This is a genomic window from Amycolatopsis sp. H20-H5 (assembly GCF_035828755.1).
Classification (GTDB): domain Bacteria; phylum Actinomycetota; class Actinomycetes; order Mycobacteriales; family Pseudonocardiaceae; genus Amycolatopsis.
The window spans coordinates 129,424-145,122 of sequence record NZ_JAYMZS010000014.1 but is presented as its reverse complement, the minus strand read 5'-3'; the positions used below and the strand labels follow the sequence as shown (position 1 = coordinate 145,122).

Genomic DNA, 15,699 nt, shown 5'->3' with positions numbered 1-15,699 from the left:
CTGGGCCGAGGGGTCGCCATGGTCGGCTCCGGTGATCGCCGCGGTGCCACCGACGGCGATGACCACCGCCGCGGCGGCCGCACTGATCCACCAGCGCCGCCCGGTGGGGGACACCGGCTTTCCCTTGAACTCGGTCAGTGGGGTGGGTTCAGGCACCGGAGTGTCCTTTTCTTCGATGGAGCGCACTGCGTTCAGCAGGGCGTTGTTGGCGGCGGCCAGTGGCTGCTGGCCGGTGAACTCCTCGGCGCGCAGCGAGTTCAGCGCCTCGTCCAGCTCGTCGTTCGTCCACAAGTGACGGATGTTGTCCTCAGTCATCGGTACGCTCTCCTTCCAGACTGCCTAATGCCTTGGGTGTTGCTTGGGCTCGGAGTAGCTGTCTGGCCCGGTGCAGCCGGGAACGGACAGTGCCCGCGGGAATATCGAGTACCGCGGCGATTTCACTGGCATCCAGCTCTCCCCAGCTGGCCAGCAACAACACGTCCCGATGCCCCGGGGAGAGATCGGCCAGCGCAGCGGCCAGTTCCCGGACCCTGACCTGTGCGTCGACCCGGTCGGCCACCCGGTCGGCATGACCTTGGGTGACCCGTGTGCGGTGGTCGTCGGCGGTCATCCGCAGGTACCGGTTTTCGGCCCTGGCGTGCTGGCGCAGCAGGTTGGTGGCGATGCCGAACAACCAGGCGCGGGCGCTGGCCCGTGCCGGGTCGTAGCTGGCCCGTCGCTGCAACGCGATCAGGAACGTGTCACTGACCAGATCATCGGCTACTGTCGGCCCGGCGCGGCTGGCCAAATATCGGCGCACGTCCCGGGCATGTTTGTCGAACAAGCTCTGGAAGATCGTCTGAAGGTCGTCCCCGCACAAGTCCGGTCGATCATCGGCGTCCACCCCGCTTGCCGCGGCGTACTGCTCGGCCCTAGTCACATCGGATATTCGCACGAGCCGCCGGAAGTGTTCACCCCAGCCACGCGACACGACGGCCCAGGGACCCTTACCACCGGTCCGGACCTGTTCACCAGGCGTGGTTGTGCCTGGTAGAAGCCACCGTGCCTCGGTGAATTCGGGTGCCGGCCGGTCGCAGATTCCCGCAGTGCGGCCGGGTCGACGCCGGGTTGATCGGCCAAGTCCCTGAAGGCCACCATGACGGCGTTAGACGCCGTCATGGTGGCCTTCAGGGCCATCGAGATCCCGATCCGCTTGCGAGAACTGCCAGGATCCACGTGCAGCAGGGGCCGCTCACCTCCCATGTTCAGCCCGTCCGCGAACGGAGTCGCGTCGTAGCCGGCATGACCATGATCGAACGGCTTCGGCAGCGAGAGCGGGGCGTGAGCCAGAAGCGGACTTCAGCGCGCGACCAGCGCCGGGAGCACGATCACGTCTACGAACGTCGTCAGGTAGTCGAGGTCCGCGACCCGTCCCTGCGTGACCGGCAGCGCGACGAGCGCCCCGATCATCAACTGCGGCAGGAGAGCCGCCGCGGGCGCGTTCACCGGCATCTCGCCTCTCGCCACCGCGCGCCCCAGCACCGTGGTCATCAGTTCGTTCTCCGGGGCCACGATCGACTGCAGCAGGGCCTGGTGCAGGTCGCGATCGCCACCGATGGCGTGCGCGAGGGCGACCAGGGTCTCGGTGATGGCGACCGCGTCCACGGACAGCCGCCGGACCAGCTCGTGCAGGTCCCCGCGCAGCGACCCCGTGTCGACGTTGTCGAGCACCGACGCCTTCTGCTGCCGCAACGCACTGGCCACCAGTTGCGGTTTCCCCCGCCACTGCCGGTAGAGCGTCGCCTTGCCGCAGCGGGTGCGCGCGGCCACCGCGTCCATGGTCATCGCCTCATAGCCCACTTCCCGCAGCAGCTCGACCACGGCGGCGTACAACTCGGCCTCCCGCTCCGGCGAGATGCGCGAACGCCTGCCGGTCTCACTCTCCCGGGGAAGGGCCACCAGAACTCCTAACTGAACGAAACCGTCTCGTTCTGGTACGGCACGCCTTGAGGCTATCGAGACGACACCGTCTCGATAAATACCCGAAGGGGACAAGAATGACGACCGACACGAACGCGACCCACCTGGACGTGGCGATCATCGGCGCCGGAATCGGCGGTACCGCCGCCGCCGCGGCGCTGCACGAAGCGGGGATCGACGTCCACCTGTTCGAGCAGACCGCGAAACTCGCGGAGGTCGGCGGAGCCGTGGTGATCCGGGAACCGACCGTTTCGCTGCTGAAGCAGTGGAGGCTGGGTGACGCCTTCCTGGACGTCGCCGTCCGCTTCGACGAGATCGAGGTCCGTACCCCGGTGGGGAACGGGTGGCGGGCCGCCCCGCGAATGTCGAAGACGACGAGCCGCCGTGGGCGTACTCGGTCCACCGGGCGGACCTGCACGACCTGCTCATCAGCAAGATCCCGGCCTCGAACATCCACCTGGGCCACCGGATCGAGTCAGTCACCGACGAGGGCACGCACGCGGGGGCGAGCTTCACCAACGGCACCGTAGTCACGGCGCGAACCCTTGTGGGAGCGGACGGGCTGCGCTCCACCGTGCGCCCGCTCATCGACCGGACGCCGCTGAACTTCGTCGGTCTCGTGGTGTGCCGCGGCCTCGCACCGGCGACGATCATGCCCGAGGACCTGCCCAACGACCGGCTGCGGCTCTGGCGGGGGGACGGCCTCAACATCCTGACCCTGCCCCTGCGCGGAGGCGCCGACCTGGCCATCGACAGCGTGATCTTCCAGGACACCCCGCCGGACGACCTGTGGAACTCCGAGATCGCCACCGAAGACCTGGTCGGCAATTTCGCGCATTTCGACCCGCGGATCATCCGGGCCATCCGGGGCGGCACAGTCCCGGTCCGGGCGAATCCCGTCTACGACCGCGCCCCCACCCCACGGTGGAGCACCGACCGCGTCACCCTGCTCGGCGACGCCGCGCACCCGATGGCACCGATGCTCGGCCAGGGTGCCAACCAGGCGAAACAGGACGCCGCCGCACTGGCCACCGACCTCGCTCAGGCTCCCGACGCCGACATCCCGGCCGCCCTGCGGCGCTACCAGGACCTGCGCGCCCCGATCACGGCGAAGTTTTACAACTTGCGGTGTCTGTGACCGGGTTCGGTCCGGGCGAAGCAGACCAGCTCCGGCGCGCGATGGGCTCGAAACGGTCCGCGGCGAAGATGGAACGCCTGCGGGAGCGGTTCTTTACTGGTGCCGTCGCGAACGGTATCTACGGCAAACTCGCTGAAACGGTGTTTGAGCAGGTCAGGGCCTTTTCTACGTACGGATTTCCGGAAGCGCACTCCATGAGCTTCGCCTTGCTGGTCTACGCGTCGGCGTGGTTCAAGCGCTACTACCCGGCGGCGTTCTGCGCCGGGCTGCTGCGCGCTCAGCCGATGGGCTTCTACTCCCCGCAGTCGCTGGTTGCCGACGCCCGCCGCGGTTCTGGCACGGGAAGCGTGACCCAGTTACGGTTGGTGATCGTCGCTGGTGATCATGGTCTTTTGTGTTTGATACCAAGCTGTTCCAGGCCGTGTTCCCGCATCTAGCCGGGGTTGTTGTTGATCAGGTCGAGGTCATGGACGGCACACTCCTGATCAGCGCACGGCCGCGCGGGGCGAGCGCTGCGTGCCCGGACTGTGCCTCGATTTCGGTCGCCGTGCACAGCCGCTACCAGCGGCAACTCGCCGACATGCCCGCAGGTGGCCGGCCGGTGCGGATCATGTTGCGAGTCCGGCGGTTCCTCTGACGTAACGGGGACTGTGTGCGTCGGACGTTCGTCGAGCAGGTGGAAGGGTTGGCCGCGCGGCGTCGCCGGCGGAGTTCACTGTTGTCGCAGGTGCTGACTTCGATCGGGCTGGCGCTGGCGGGTCGCGCGGGTGCTCGATTGGCCTCGGGTATGGCGATCGCGACGTCGCGATCGACGTTGCTACGGCTGGTGCGGGCTTTACCGGAGCCGCAGGTCACCGCGCCGCGGGTCCTCGGGGTGGACGATTTCGCCTTGCGTCGTGGGCACGTGTACTCGACCATCTTGCTGGATATGGAAACCCGCCAGCCGATCGATGTCTTGGCGGACCGAGAGGCGGCCACGCTCGCGGCGTGGCTGGTGAGCCATCCCGGCGTGGAGATCATCTGCCGTGACCGCGCGGGCGCCTATGCCGAGGGGGCGCGCTTGGGCGCGCCTGAGGCGATCCAGGTCGCCGACCGTTATCACCTGTGGGCGAACCTCGGTCAGGCCGTGGAGAAAACAGTCGTCGCCCACCACGGCTGCCTGCGACAATCAGAACCTGTACCTGACGGTGGTGACGATAGTGCGTCGTCTGCGGTGTCAGAGATGTTGCCTGTCGAGCCGGATGGGGTTCTCGATGTTTGTGGGCGAGAACGTCCACTGGTGGTGCGGACCCGTCAGCGTTACAGCGACGTTCAGTCGCTGCTGGCCCAAGGGTATTCGCTGGGCGCGATCGGCCGCGAGCTGACGCTAGACCCTTCGACGGTGCGCCGTTTCGCCCGCGCTACCAGTGTTGAGGAGTTGCTGGTCAAAGCGGTGAACCGGACCAGCAAACTCGATCGCTACAAGCCGTATCTCAACCAACGATGGAACGAGGGCTGTACCGAGGCTGCCCGCTTGCACACCGAGCTCCAAGCATTGGGCTGGCGCGGCAGCGTGCAGGCCGTGCGCCGCTACGTACATCCGTTCCGCGCCACGCTCACCGCGCCACCGTCGGCCCCGCCACCGCCCAAACCACGACAGGTGGTCCGGTGGATGATGACGAAGCCCGACAACCTCGATGCCGAAGATGCGTTGCGGCTCAGGGAGATCCTGGCCCGCTGTCCCGAACTCAACGCCACAGCGGAGTACGTCCGTGAGTTCGCAACGATGATGTGCAAGCTACGCGGCGACCTTCTGGAAAACTGGATGTGCTCGATCGAGACAAGCGACCTCCCTGCCCTGCGCTCGCTGGTCATCGGGCTTCGGCGTGATTAGGAGGCGGTTACCGCGGGGTTGACCCTGCACTGGAACTCAGGACCCGTTGAGGGGCAGGTAAATAGGATCAAAATGCTCAAAAGGACCATGTTCGGCCGAGCGAAGCTCGACCTGCTCCGCTGCCGCATCCTCAACCGGACCTGAAATTACGCGTAGTCACCACGTCACTTTTCCAGTGCCAGAACCGAATTACGTGAGCATTCACAATGACGCGGCCGGTCACGTCGTCGGCGCGGGATCGTCAAGAGTTGCTCCGGCTGACCAGGCCGTTCGGCTCGCGCGCATCACCACGGAACTGTCGGTTCGGCGAGTGCCATGACCAAGTGGTCATGACACTCGCCGAACCCGTGAGCATGACGCGGCGGGTCAGGGCGTGAAGGTGACCGGCAGCGTGCGGTGCCCGTTGGAGATGAACGACGCGACGGGTTCCAGTTCCGCCAGCGGCACCGCGAGGGCGAGGTCGGGGAACCTCGCGAATAACGCGGGCAGCGCGATCTCGGCTTCGAGCCGCGCGAGCGGGGCGCCGAGGCAGTAGTGCACGCCGTGCCCGAACGCCAGGCTGGCCTTGTCCGCGCGGGTGATATCGAAGCTGTCGGCTTCGTCGCCATGGTGCGCGCGATCCCGCCCGGCCGCGGCGTAGGAGGCGAGAATCGCGTCGCCCTCGCGGATCCGCACACCGTCGAGTTCGATGTCCTCGACGGCGTAGCGCAGCGGCAGATGCGCCACCGGCGCCTGCCAGCGCAGGGTTTCGTCGATCACGTCGGTCCAGGTGCGGTGCCCGTCGAGCACGAGCCGCAGCTGCTCGGGATGGGTGAGCAGCGCGGTGATCGCGTGGTCGAGCAGGTTGACCGTGGTCTCGTGACCGGCGGAGATCACCAGGATCAGGGTGTCGACCAGTTCCACTTCTTCGAGCCGGGAACCGTACTCGTCCCGCGAGGCGATGAGCAGGCTGGCGAGGTCCTCCCCCGGGTCGGCCCGCTTTTCGGCGACAAGCTCACCGAGGATGCGGTACAGCTCCATGCCGTTGGCCGCGGCCTCTTGCGGGGTCGCGGCGGTGTTGAACACCCCGTCGACCGCCTGTTTCAGCCCGGGACGCACGGCGTCGGGGATACCGAACAGCTGGCAGATCACCTCGATCGGCAGCGGATAGGCGAAGCTCTCCCGCAGGTCCACATTGCCCGGCTCGGCGGCGACCCCGTCGAGCAGGTCGGCGGTGATCTTTTCCACCTGTGGCCGCAGGTTCTGCGTGGTACGCGGCGTGAAAGCCGTGGACACCAAGGCACGCAGCCGCCGGTGCTCGCCACCGTAAGCGGTGAACATGTTCTTCACCGACACCCAAATGCTGAGCGGCCAGTCCGCCGGGATCTCGCCGTCCCGGTAGGCGGGCCAGTGTCGCGACGGGTCCTTCGACACCCTCGGATCGCTCAGCAGCCGCTTGAGCAGGTCAGGGCTGGTTACCGACCACGCCACCACCTGGCCAGGGAGTTCCACCAGCGTCGCGGGACCGCGTTGGCGGAGCCGCTCTCCCTCGCCGTGGATGTCTCGGCCGGCGGGGTCGAGGACGACAGGGCTGGTGGAGTGGTCCATCGGCGTTCTCCTGACTGCGTGGTGGTCGGGACGGGTGCTGCGGGAGGTGCGGCGGCTGTGGGTGCGACGACCGGGGTGAAATTGACGGGCAACGCGGTCAGTGCGCGGTGGAACGGGCCCTGCCGCCACACCAGCCGCTCGGCGGGGACCGCCAAGCGCAGGTCGGGCAGCGCGTCGAGCAGGGTCTCGATGGCCGCGGAGGCGATGATCCTGGCCGGCAGCTGCGCCGGGCAGGTGTGTACCCCCGCGCCCCAGGCGAGATGCGCGCGATTGCCGCTGCGGTGGGAACCCGCCAGCGCGGGATCGGTGTTCGCGGCGGCGTAGCCGATCACCAGCGGCTGGTCCGCCGGCAGCCGCGCGCCGAGGAAGTCCAGGTCGTTCCACGGGTAGCTGGCCGAGTAGTTGGCTATCGGCGGGTCGGTCCAGAGGATTTCCTCCAGCGCCTCCTCCACCGGCATGCTGCCCCCGGCGAGGTCACCGGCGAAGCGGTCGTCGGCGAGCAGTAGCCGGACGCCGTTGGCGATCAGGTTCTGCTGGGGTTCGGTACCCGCGCCCATCATCAGGATCAGCTGGTGCAGCAGTTCCTCGTCGGTCAGCCGCGCGGGGTGGGCAGCCATCCAGGACGGCAGGTCCGCCCCAGGGCTGCCGCGCTTGAGCGCGACCAGCTCGGCCATGCTCTGGCCCAGTTCCGCGTTGGCCTTCGCCGGGTCGTCCATGTCGAAGATCCCGCGCATCGCGTTCAGCAGCCGCTCCCCCAGCTCGGGTGGGCAACCGAACAGGTGGTTGAACACGCCGAGCGAGACCGAGGTGGCGTACTCGCCGAGCAGGTCCGCGGACCCGCGGTGGGAGAACCGGCCGATCAGATCACGGGCGGTGTTTTCCACATAGTCGCGGAGCATGTGCGGGTCGACGCGGCTGAGGCTGTTCGTGACCGCGCTGCGCAGCCTCGCGTGCACCGCGCCGTCGGTGAACAGGCAGTTCGGCCGGTAGCCCATCATCGGCAGCACCGGGTTGTCCGGCTGCTGCCGCTCTTGCCAGCGGCGGGGGTCGCGGGGGAAGGTACTCGGTTCGCGCAGCACTTCCAGCGAAGCCGCGTAGCCGAACACGAGGTTCGCCGGGACGCCGGGAGCGAGTTCGACCGGCGCGATCGAACCGTGCCGTTCGCGCATCCGCGTGTAGACCGCGCCGGGGTCGGCGGCGAATTCCGGGCCGTACAACAGTTCCCTGCCCTCGTGCGCTGGGCAACCGGACGGGGGAATCGGGCCGGTGGACGCTGAGGTCACTTGTGCTCCTGACGAGTGTGGTCGAAGAGGTGATCGACGAGGGCGATCAACGCCTTGGCCGAGGACGTGCGATCGCGCGCGTCGCAGGTGACCAGGCGCGTCTGCGGGAGCAGGTCGAGCGCTTCGCGCAGTTCCGGCTCGGGAAATCTTGGCGCGCCGTCGAAATGGTTGACGGCCACCGCGTACGGCATGGCGAGTTCTTCGAGCAGGCCCATCACATCGAAAGACTGCTCCAGCCGCCGGGGATCGACCAGCACCAGCGCGCCGAGCGCGCCGTGAGCGAGGTCTTTCCACATCTGGGTGAACCGCTGCTGCCCCGGCGCGCCGAACAGGTAGAGCACCAATTCGGGGTTCAGGGTCAGCCTGCCGAAGTCCATCGCGACGGTGGTGGTGTTCTTCTCCGGCACCCCGGAAAGGTTGTCGACGAACGCGCCGGCCTGCGTCATGGTTTCCTCGGTGCACAGCGGCCGGATCTCGGAGAGGGTGCCGACGAAGGTCGTCTTGCCCACCGCGAACGGACCGGCCACCAGGATCTTCACCGAGGTGCGGACGGTGTTCGGCAGGTAGTGAGTGTCAGATGAGAGCACGGAGGCCATCAAGCACCTTCTGCAGTAGCTGGAGGTCGGGCCGGTCGGCCTGGGGGACCGCGGCGCGGGCGGTGATGTGGCCGGTGTCGGCGAGATCGGACAGCAGCACCTTGGTGACGCTGACCGGCAGCCGCAGGTAGGCGGCGACCTCGGCGACTGCCAGCGCGCCGCCCCGGCAGAGCTCCAGCACCCGGCGCTTCTCCGGGCTCAGCCCGGCTACCGGGGAGCGGGTGGCGACCACCACGGTGGCCAGGTCGAAGGTGTTCCGCGTCGGGTGCGCACGCCCGCCGGTCACTACGTGCGGGCGGACCAGCGCCCGTTCCCCCCGCCGCTGGGTCACGCCGGACTGCCGTGACCTTGCTGGGCGAACCTGGCCGGTGCGGTCAGTTCCTGGCCGAGCCGCTGGACCAGTTGCTGCAGCCGCGAGGACACGCCCTCCATGTCGACCTGGATGGTGGCCGACACCGCGAGGTACGCGCCTTGCCCGGCCGCGACGAGGAAGACGTAGCCACCGGCGAACTCGGTCAGCGTCTGCCGCCAGCCCTCGGCGGTCTCCCCGCAGAACTCCGCCGTCGTGCGGGCGAGTGACTGCAGCCCGGACATGCCGGCCGCGATTCGTTCGGCGTCGTCGCGGTTGATGCGCTGCGAATGCGCGATCAGCAGCCCGTCGGCCGAGAGCAGCACCGCGGACAGCGTCTCGGGCATCTGCAGCGCGTCGTCGAGCATCCAGCCAAGTTTGTTGGACGGGTCGGTCACGGGGTGTCCCTTTCAAATTCGGCGGTGGGGGGCGCGGCCCGGCGGCCGGCCTGGGTGCCGCGCTGCCACGCCGCGAGCGTGGCCAGGGATGGCGAGGCCGGCACTGCCGGCGACACCGAAGTCTCGACCGGCCGCGATGACCGCGGTACCGGCGACAGCGGTGCGGTGAACTCGGTCAGCGCGGTGCGGCGGCTGCGGCGAGGCAGCCCGTGCTCGGTCCGGCTCACCACGTCGGCGGCCGGTGCAGGTGCCGGTTCCCGTATCGGGGCCGGGACAGGGGTCGCGGTCGCCGGTTCCGGTGTCACCGCAGACTGTGGCGACTCGGGTGCCCGAAGCGCCGCGGCCGCCGGTGCGTCGACCCGGGTGAGCAGCTCGCTGGGCAGGAACACCACGGCCCGGACACCGCCGTAAGGCGATCGCGTGTCGACCGAAACCGTGAAGCCGTACCGGGCGGCGAGCACGCCGACGACGGCGAAGCCGATCCGGGGCGGGTCACCGAGCCCGGCGATGTCCTGCCCGCCGTGCCCGGACAGCAGCCAGGTCGCGCGCTGTACTGCCTCCACCGTCATGCCGACCCCGGCGTCGTCGATGACGATGGCCAGCCCATTGTGCGCCTGCTGGAAGTTGACCTCGACCGTCGAACCCGGCTGCGAGTGCCGGGCGCCGTTGTCCAGCAGCTCCGCGACCGCGAGCACCACCGGCTCGACCGCCCGGCTGACCACCGCGGCGTCCGAGGGCGCGGGGATCACCACCCGGGGGAAGTCGCGGATACGGGAGGCCGCGCCGCGCGCCATATCGGTCAGGGTGGACGCCGAACGCTGCTGTCCCGGCCACGATCCGCACAACACCGCGGTAGCCTGCGCGCGCCGCGCCAGCTGCGAGTTCGCGTGGTCGATCTTCAGCAGATCGGCGAGCACGTCGGGATCGTCGTGGTGCTGCTCGGCCGCCGAGATCACCACCTGCTGCTCGTTGGCCAGGTTCTGGACCGTGCGCATCACCGTCTTGAGCGTCGCGGTCGCGACCTGCGCGGCGGCGGCCCTGGTCTGCTGCAGGTGCCAGGCGAAGAGGGAGAGCACCGAGCCGTGCGGATCACCGGCCCTGCCATCCAGCGGGCCCGGCACCGACACCGAGGTGTCGGTCAGCGACTCCACCACGGCCGGCAGCCTGGACCGCACCAGATGCCGGTCCTCTTCGTCGCGCGCGTGAAGAAGAGTCTCCAGTTCGGCGCAGCGCGCCCGCGCCCTGGCGTCCACGCCGCGCTGGCGCACCAGCAGGACCACCAACACCAGGACCGCTACCAGCAGTACGGAGGCCACCACGGTCAACATGGGAAAATCCATCACATCCTCGTGCTCGAGAGGGAACGGGGTAGCGGCCGGCACCCGGCTCTATACCGCCGAGGCGTCATGGCGGCACCGCCGACCGGGTGACCCACGTACCAAACTCCCCGTGGGACGCGCGAACCCGGAGACCATAAGGTCGCAGACGTCACTGAGCCACCGAGATCGCTGACGTGAAACCTGTATCCCCCAGTCCGCCTATCGGCGACCACACCCGCGCATTCGTCACTCGCGGAGCGTCAAGCTAGCCACCGGGCCCGCCGTCGGGTGATCGAAATCGCGTCATCCGGCGAATGATATCGGTCAAGCCCCCGGCGCTGTCCAGACCGAAAGCCAAATTTCCGGCCACGGCGCGGGGATCACGCAGGTGCCGGACGGCCCGCCGCACCGGTCGAACCCTGTCCACAGTGAACCAAATTGGACCGGTCAATGATCAAATGTCACCCCCGCGGATGGATACCGGTGCGAGTGACCTCGAGGAGGGCCCGTCCCGTCGCCCACACTGAGACCATTCGCGCCCGGCGGGTTGACCTCAACAACACTTGAGGCCACAAGCCGGCAGTAGGACCTTTGCCGACGTAGAACCCGTGTATCCGAGGAAGCAGGCACGTGGCTGGCCGGCGACGATCGGGATGTCGACGAGCGGCGGCGAACACCTGCCGCCTACGGTGGCGATCATCGGTGCGGCGTTCGCTGCTGTGAGGCCGGTCAGTGTTCGGCAAGTGCGGTCACATCTGCGCAAACCGGGACAAAGCCGATCGAGTGGCGTAACACGGCGGTGGTGCAGGATCTCGGCAGCCGCAGTGGGCACACCGAACGCATGAGCACAGACGCGAACGAATCGCGGCAGGCACCGCACAACTCTCAGCTTGTTGTTTAACCTGTTGGTTTCTTCTTGCTCTTGGTCGTTATGTCTGCTTTAGGGGTTCTACCGGGGTCGTGTCGTGGGGCTCGGTGGGCGTTTCGTGATTCGGCCGGGCGTCCTGGGCCAGGCCTGGAGAGTTTCGGCGCACCGGCGGGTGACCCGCCGGTCGGGCAGGTGTTGCGAAACCCCCGCCGGACCCGGACCGGCGTCAGCCGAGCGGGTTCGGCGGGGGTTCTTTCCCACGGCCGGCGCAGGTCTTCGACGAGATGCCGTGCCAGCCGCAGTTGGGTGTGGGCGGCGATGAGCAGCCAGGTCCACATATCAGCTGCTTGCGGTGTCCGCAGGCGGGGTTTCGTCCAGCCGAGGGTCTGTTTGAGGAACCGGAACGTGTGCTCCAGGTCGAAACGACGCAGGAAAATCTGCCACAGCCGGTTCACCACCGCGGCGTCGGCTCCGGTACCGGAGTACCACAGCCACAACGGTTTCGGTGCCCCATCGCCGGGCACATGATCGACCTGCAGCCGGATCACCGTGCCCTCCAGAATCGGCAGATCACCGTCATGGCCGGCCCAACCGCCACGGTGGGTCAGGCGGGGATGCAACCGATCCCAGGAACGAGCCACCGCGGTGCCATACCGGCTGGTATCGGTGGTCGTAGCCTGGGCCGGCTCGGGCCAGGATCGGGGACTGCCGAACGTGATCACTAAGTTCACCCACGGCGCGTACCTGGTCGTCATCGCGATCCCGGTGCTGTTCACCATGATGCGCGCCATCCACCGCCACTACAGCCGTATCCGCGAAGAACTCCGCCCCGACACCGACAGCGCCATCCTGCCCAGCCGGGTCCACGCCCTGGTCCTCGCGTCCACCCTGCACAAACCCACCCTGCGCGCCATCGCGTTCGCCCGCGCCACCCGGCCTGACACGCTGACCGCGATCACCGTCAATGTCGACGACCACGACACCCGCGCGCTGCAACAGGAGTGGGAACAGTTCTCCGTCAACGCACCGCTGATGGTGATTGAATCACCATTCCGCGAAATCACCCGGCCCGTCGTAAAATACGTCAAGAACATCCACCGCAACGGCCCCCGTGATGTGATTTGCGTCTACATCCCCGAATATGTCGTCGGACACTGGTGGGAAAACGTCCTGCACAACCAGAGCGCGCTACGCCTCAAAGGCCGCCTACTGTTTGAGCCGGGCGTCATGGTCACCAGCGTGCCCTGGCAACTCAGCTCCAGCACGCGGAAGAACCTCCATCGCGTCGAACGCAGCCCAGGCGACATCCGACGAGGCATCATCGCGCCGGAAGCTGCCCGCGACATCATCACCGAACCCCACGAGAAGGCGTGACAATCGTCCGGACAGGCCCGTTGGCTGTGGACGACGGATTGGCTGGGGCGTGGTCGGATCTCGCAATCCAGAGGTGAGCGGTGAGAGGAGCGACATCGTCGCGCGGTCGCGCTCGCCGACGGCAGTGCACTCAGCACTACCGAGTGCCGACGGCTGGTGTCCACCGGGAGCTCCTACGAAACGGATCGCTGCCATCACTGTCAACGGAGCGCGAGAGCCACGGCCCGGACGATCGTGAGAGCCTCGTGGACCCCGTTGTGGTCGCCTTTGTTGAAGTCGTCGCCGTCGGTGGCCATCGTGTTGGTGATGTGGGCCAGGCATACGACGGCGCGTCTGCGGGCCGAGGCGTAGGCGTAGAGTGCGGCGGCCTCCATGTCGACGCACGTGATGCCTTCCGCCCGCGCGGCGGCGATGGCGGCCGCGGTTTCGCGGTAGGGCGCGTCGGTGGTCCAGGCCGCGCCGGTCAGGACCGGCTCCGTCAGCTGGTCCAGCGCCCCGGCCAGCCTGCTCCCGATCTCGTCGTCGAGGCTGCTCCAGCGGGCTGGAGGCAGGTAGTGGACGCTGGTGCCTTCGTCGCGCAGCGCTCGGTCGATGAGCACGAAGCATGGGAGGCGCTCGATCGGGGCGATCTGGCCGGCGGAGGTGATACTGATGACTAGGTTGGCACCGGAGGCCGCGAGCTGCTCGGCGACCAGGACAGCGAAGGGCGCACCGACCGCCATGCCGACGACCCCGATGTCGACGCCGTCAAGGTCCACGGTCCACATCTCGGTGTGGTAGCAGGCCCATCCTGGGTGGCGTTCGCCACGGCCGCTGGTGGCGAGGTAACGCACGATGTCCCCGTCGGGGTCGAGCAGGCCGACCGCAGGGACCGCGGTGTCGGGAAGGTTCTTCTGGCGCCGTGCCTCGCGCAGCAGGTTGGCAGGCTCGAACAGCGACGGAGCCGTGTAGTCCTTGGCCGCCAACAGGGGAAGGTCGGACAAGCCACGGTTCACACCCGTATCCCATCACAACCGTCGTGGCCACGGACCATGGGACGTTCGTCCGTTGTGTCGCCAGATGTTGCTGGGGACTGGCACCGGGGTTGCGGGAAGGCGACGCGATGGCGGTCTACCGGTGACGGATGGTTAGGCGCAGGGGAACCATTGGGCGGCGGCGTCAGCGCGGGTTCGGTGCAGGATGAACAGACGCCGGGTTTCTTCGATGGCGTCGCGTAGTGGGAATAGCGTCCGGGTGACGAGTTGGTCGTCGTCCTCGGCGCTGACGGGATGCCAGTACACACCGTCGGCGGTGATCGTGACCTCGGGGATCAGGGACTCCATGGTCAGCTCCAGTCCGGAGTCAGCGGCGCCGCGGTGGGCCAGCGCCCGGATCACCTGATCCTCGCGGTCGATGCCGAGATCGTCGAGGAAGGACCGGAACGGCGCCAGGTCGATGATCCTGTCCGGTTCCAGTGTCGCCGCCACTCTGACCCGGAAGCCCTCGGCCTGTGCCGTCCGTACGCCGGTGACCGCCCGTTGCCAGGACCCGGTCCCGCGATGCCGGTCGTGCAGTTCTGGTGTGGCGGAATCCAAGCTCACCTGCAGGGTGAGCCGTTCGCGGTCCATCCGCCGCAGCATGTCCAGACGTCGGCCCCGAAACAGCATCGCGTTGGTGAGCAGGGTGGTGGGCAGCGCTGTCGTGCACGACGCGACCAAGTCGTCGAGGTCCGGTAGCAGAAACGGCTCGCCTCCGGTGAGAATGAGTTCACTGACCCCTGCTTCGACGGCCTCGGTCGCGAGTTGGCGGACGCGATCGGCGCCCAGCGCGCGGCGGGCGGTCTGCGGTGAGGACCGCACACAACAGTAGTCGCACGCCAGGTTGCAGTCGAAGTTGGTGTAGATCCACAGCCGGGTGCCCGGCAGCTGGTCGGGCGCGAGGTCGGCGAAGGGATCGGGGCGTCGACCGCGCCGCACCATCGCGACGCCGTCGCGCAGCTCCACCAGTTCGTTGCCGGTCCGCGCGCACCACCCCGCGACCAACTCGCCGTTCTGCTCCTGGTCGGTGCCGCCGAGGGAAACGGTGACGGTCTGGCCGAGCAGGAGCCGGCTCGTGTGTTCCACCAGATCCAGGATCAGCGCGGGATTCACCATCGCGGGGAGACCCCCTGTTCCTTCACCGCCTCGAACAACGAGGCGTACCCGTCGAGCTGGGGCAGAACCCACTGGCGCAGGCCCTCCATCTCCAAGATCGGGCGGTGCGCCGGGTTGTCGAAGTCCATCGCGAGCAGATGGTCCACCCAGGGCTGCGCGCGCTCGTCGGACAGCGTGGGCAGCGCGGTGAAGTTGCAGTGGGAATACGTGGGCGATTGCCAGAAGACCTCGAACGCGCCGGGCATCAGCTCGTCGCGGCCGATCGCCTCCCAGGTGTTGATCCCCAGCGCCGCGGCGTCGGCCTTGTCGTCCATGACCGCGCGCAGTGCGTCCAGTTCGCTGCGCCCGGTGTCCCCGTGCTTACCGACATCGGTGTTGATCCGCAGCAGTTCGACGTCACCCTCGCCGAGCCCGGCCTCACGCAGGTAGTGCACCGGCAGGATCGCGGCCTGCGCCGAGTCCTGCGATCCCAGCGCGAGCCGTCGTCCTCGCACACTCTCGAGTCCGGTCAGCGCGCTGCCCGCGCGGGCGACAAAAAGTGTCTGAAAGACGGTGTCGGTGTCGCGCTGGGCCAGCGCCCGGCACTGCCCGTCGGTCTGCAGGACGGTGCGCACCCACGCCAGGTTGGTGTTCCAGGCGATGTCGACGTGCCCGGCGAGCAGCGCGTCGACCTGACGGCCGTAGTTGGAGAACAGCACGAAGTCCATGTCGATCGCGCTGTCGGAGAAGTACTCCCGGATGCCTTCCCAGATGGTGATCACGGCGGGGGTGTAGGCGACCGAACCGATGATCAGCGGCTTGTTCACGTTCTGTTGCTCCTCAC

17 protein-coding genes and 2 pseudogenes are annotated in these 15,699 nt (G+C 68.0%); 6 read left to right on the top strand and 13 right to left on the bottom strand.

Annotation, left to right across the window (positions count from 1 at the left end):
- The 3 genes and pseudogenes from QMK34_RS11355 to QMK34_RS11345 all read right to left on the bottom strand — a co-directional run.
- Window positions 1–315, bottom strand: a pseudogene (locus tag QMK34_RS11355) (hypothetical protein); the annotation flags it as partial.
- Window positions 308–883, bottom strand: coding sequence for an RNA polymerase sigma factor (locus QMK34_RS11350; protein ID WP_326413700.1), 576 nt, complete (start codon window positions 881–883; stop codon window positions 308–310). The pseudogene QMK34_RS11355 and the gene QMK34_RS11350, both read right to left, overlap by 8 nt.
- Window positions 884–1,338: 455 nt before the next feature.
- The gene (locus QMK34_RS11345) at window positions 1,339–1,938 is read right to left on the bottom strand and encodes a TetR/AcrR family transcriptional regulator (protein ID WP_326413699.1); all 600 of its coding nucleotides are present in this window, start codon (window positions 1,936–1,938) and stop codon (window positions 1,339–1,341) included.
- A 98-nt stretch (window positions 1,939–2,036) separates the two neighbouring features.
- Between QMK34_RS11345 and QMK34_RS11340 the strand changes: the two genes are divergently transcribed.
- From QMK34_RS11340 to QMK34_RS11320, 5 genes and pseudogenes are all read left to right on the top strand, one after another.
- Window positions 2,037–2,489 carry an FAD-dependent monooxygenase gene (locus tag QMK34_RS11340; protein WP_326413698.1) on the top strand — a complete coding sequence of 151 codons (453 nt, stop codon included), beginning with the start codon at window positions 2,037–2,039 and terminating at the stop codon, window positions 2,487–2,489.
- Window positions 2,490–2,611: 122 nt separating this feature from the next.
- Complete coding sequence (locus QMK34_RS11335) at window positions 2,612–3,097, top strand: FAD-dependent monooxygenase (RefSeq protein ID WP_326413708.1); 486 nt, start codon at window positions 2,612–2,614, stop codon at window positions 3,095–3,097.
- Window positions 3,070–3,426: pseudogene (locus QMK34_RS11330) on the top strand (error-prone DNA polymerase); the annotation flags it as partial. The gene QMK34_RS11335 and the pseudogene QMK34_RS11330, both read left to right, overlap by 28 nt.
- Window positions 3,427–3,563: 137 nt before the next feature.
- On the top strand, window positions 3,564–3,734 hold the full coding sequence (locus QMK34_RS11325; RefSeq protein ID WP_326413697.1) for a transposase family protein: 171 nt from the start codon (window positions 3,564–3,566) through the stop codon (window positions 3,732–3,734).
- 15 nt (window positions 3,735–3,749) lie between these two features.
- Complete coding sequence (locus QMK34_RS11320) at window positions 3,750–4,970, top strand: ISL3 family transposase (RefSeq protein WP_326413696.1); 1,221 nt, start codon at window positions 3,750–3,752, stop codon at window positions 4,968–4,970.
- Window positions 4,971–5,336: 366 nt separating this feature from the next.
- On the opposite strand, the gene QMK34_RS11315 is transcribed toward QMK34_RS11320, so the two are convergent.
- The 7 genes from QMK34_RS11315 to QMK34_RS11285 form a co-directional block, all read right to left on the bottom strand.
- The gene (locus QMK34_RS11315; protein ID WP_326413707.1) at window positions 5,337–6,443 is read right to left on the bottom strand and encodes a cytochrome P450 family protein; all 1,107 of its coding nucleotides are present in this window, start codon (window positions 6,441–6,443) and stop codon (window positions 5,337–5,339) included.
- Window positions 6,425–7,840, bottom strand: coding sequence for a cytochrome P450 (locus tag QMK34_RS11310; RefSeq protein ID WP_326413695.1), 1,416 nt, complete (start codon window positions 7,838–7,840; stop codon window positions 6,425–6,427). Before QMK34_RS11310 ends, QMK34_RS11315 begins: the two co-directional genes overlap by 19 nt.
- Window positions 7,837–8,436 carry a GTP-binding protein gene (locus tag QMK34_RS11305; protein WP_326413694.1) on the bottom strand — a complete coding sequence of 200 codons (600 nt, stop codon included), beginning with the start codon at window positions 8,434–8,436 and terminating at the stop codon, window positions 7,837–7,839. Before QMK34_RS11305 ends, QMK34_RS11310 begins: the two co-directional genes overlap by 4 nt.
- On the bottom strand, window positions 8,414–8,767 hold the full coding sequence (locus QMK34_RS11300) for a DUF742 domain-containing protein (protein WP_326413693.1): 354 nt from the start codon (window positions 8,765–8,767) through the stop codon (window positions 8,414–8,416). Before QMK34_RS11300 ends, QMK34_RS11305 begins: the two co-directional genes overlap by 23 nt.
- A complete protein-coding gene (locus QMK34_RS11295; RefSeq protein WP_326413692.1) occupies window positions 8,764–9,183 on the bottom strand; it encodes a roadblock/LC7 domain-containing protein in 420 nt (139 codons plus the stop codon). The genes QMK34_RS11300 and QMK34_RS11295 overlap by 4 nt, the downstream gene beginning before the upstream one ends.
- Window positions 9,180–10,511 (bottom strand): ATP-binding protein, encoded by a 1,332-nt coding sequence (locus tag QMK34_RS11290; protein WP_326413691.1) that lies wholly within the window; start codon window positions 10,509–10,511, stop codon window positions 9,180–9,182. The genes QMK34_RS11295 and QMK34_RS11290 overlap by 4 nt, the downstream gene beginning before the upstream one ends.
- 888 nt (window positions 10,512–11,399) lie before the next feature.
- Window positions 11,400–12,092, bottom strand: coding sequence for a hypothetical protein (locus QMK34_RS11285; RefSeq protein ID WP_326413690.1), 693 nt, complete (start codon window positions 12,090–12,092; stop codon window positions 11,400–11,402).
- Between QMK34_RS11285 and QMK34_RS11280 the strand changes: the two genes are divergently transcribed.
- Window positions 12,085–12,744 (top strand): hypothetical protein, encoded by a 660-nt coding sequence (locus tag QMK34_RS11280; RefSeq protein ID WP_326413689.1) that lies wholly within the window; start codon window positions 12,085–12,087, stop codon window positions 12,742–12,744. The genes QMK34_RS11285 and QMK34_RS11280 overlap by 8 nt on opposite strands.
- 200 nt (window positions 12,745–12,944) lie before the next feature.
- Here QMK34_RS11280 and QMK34_RS11275 read toward each other — a convergent pair whose 3' ends face one another.
- From QMK34_RS11275 to QMK34_RS11265, 3 genes are all read right to left on the bottom strand, one after another.
- Window positions 12,945–13,727, bottom strand: a complete 783-nt coding sequence (locus QMK34_RS11275; RefSeq protein ID WP_326413688.1) for a nucleoside phosphorylase — start codon at window positions 13,725–13,727, stop codon at window positions 12,945–12,947.
- 144 nt (window positions 13,728–13,871) lie between these two features.
- Complete coding sequence (locus tag QMK34_RS11270) at window positions 13,872–14,876, bottom strand: Rv1681 family radical SAM protein (RefSeq protein WP_442785132.1); 1,005 nt, start codon at window positions 14,874–14,876, stop codon at window positions 13,872–13,874.
- On the bottom strand, window positions 14,870–15,682 hold the full coding sequence (locus QMK34_RS11265) for an Rv1680 family SBP-like protein (RefSeq protein ID WP_326413686.1): 813 nt from the start codon (window positions 15,680–15,682) through the stop codon (window positions 14,870–14,872). Before QMK34_RS11265 ends, QMK34_RS11270 begins: the two co-directional genes overlap by 7 nt.
- Window positions 15,683–15,699: the final 17 nt, after the last annotated feature.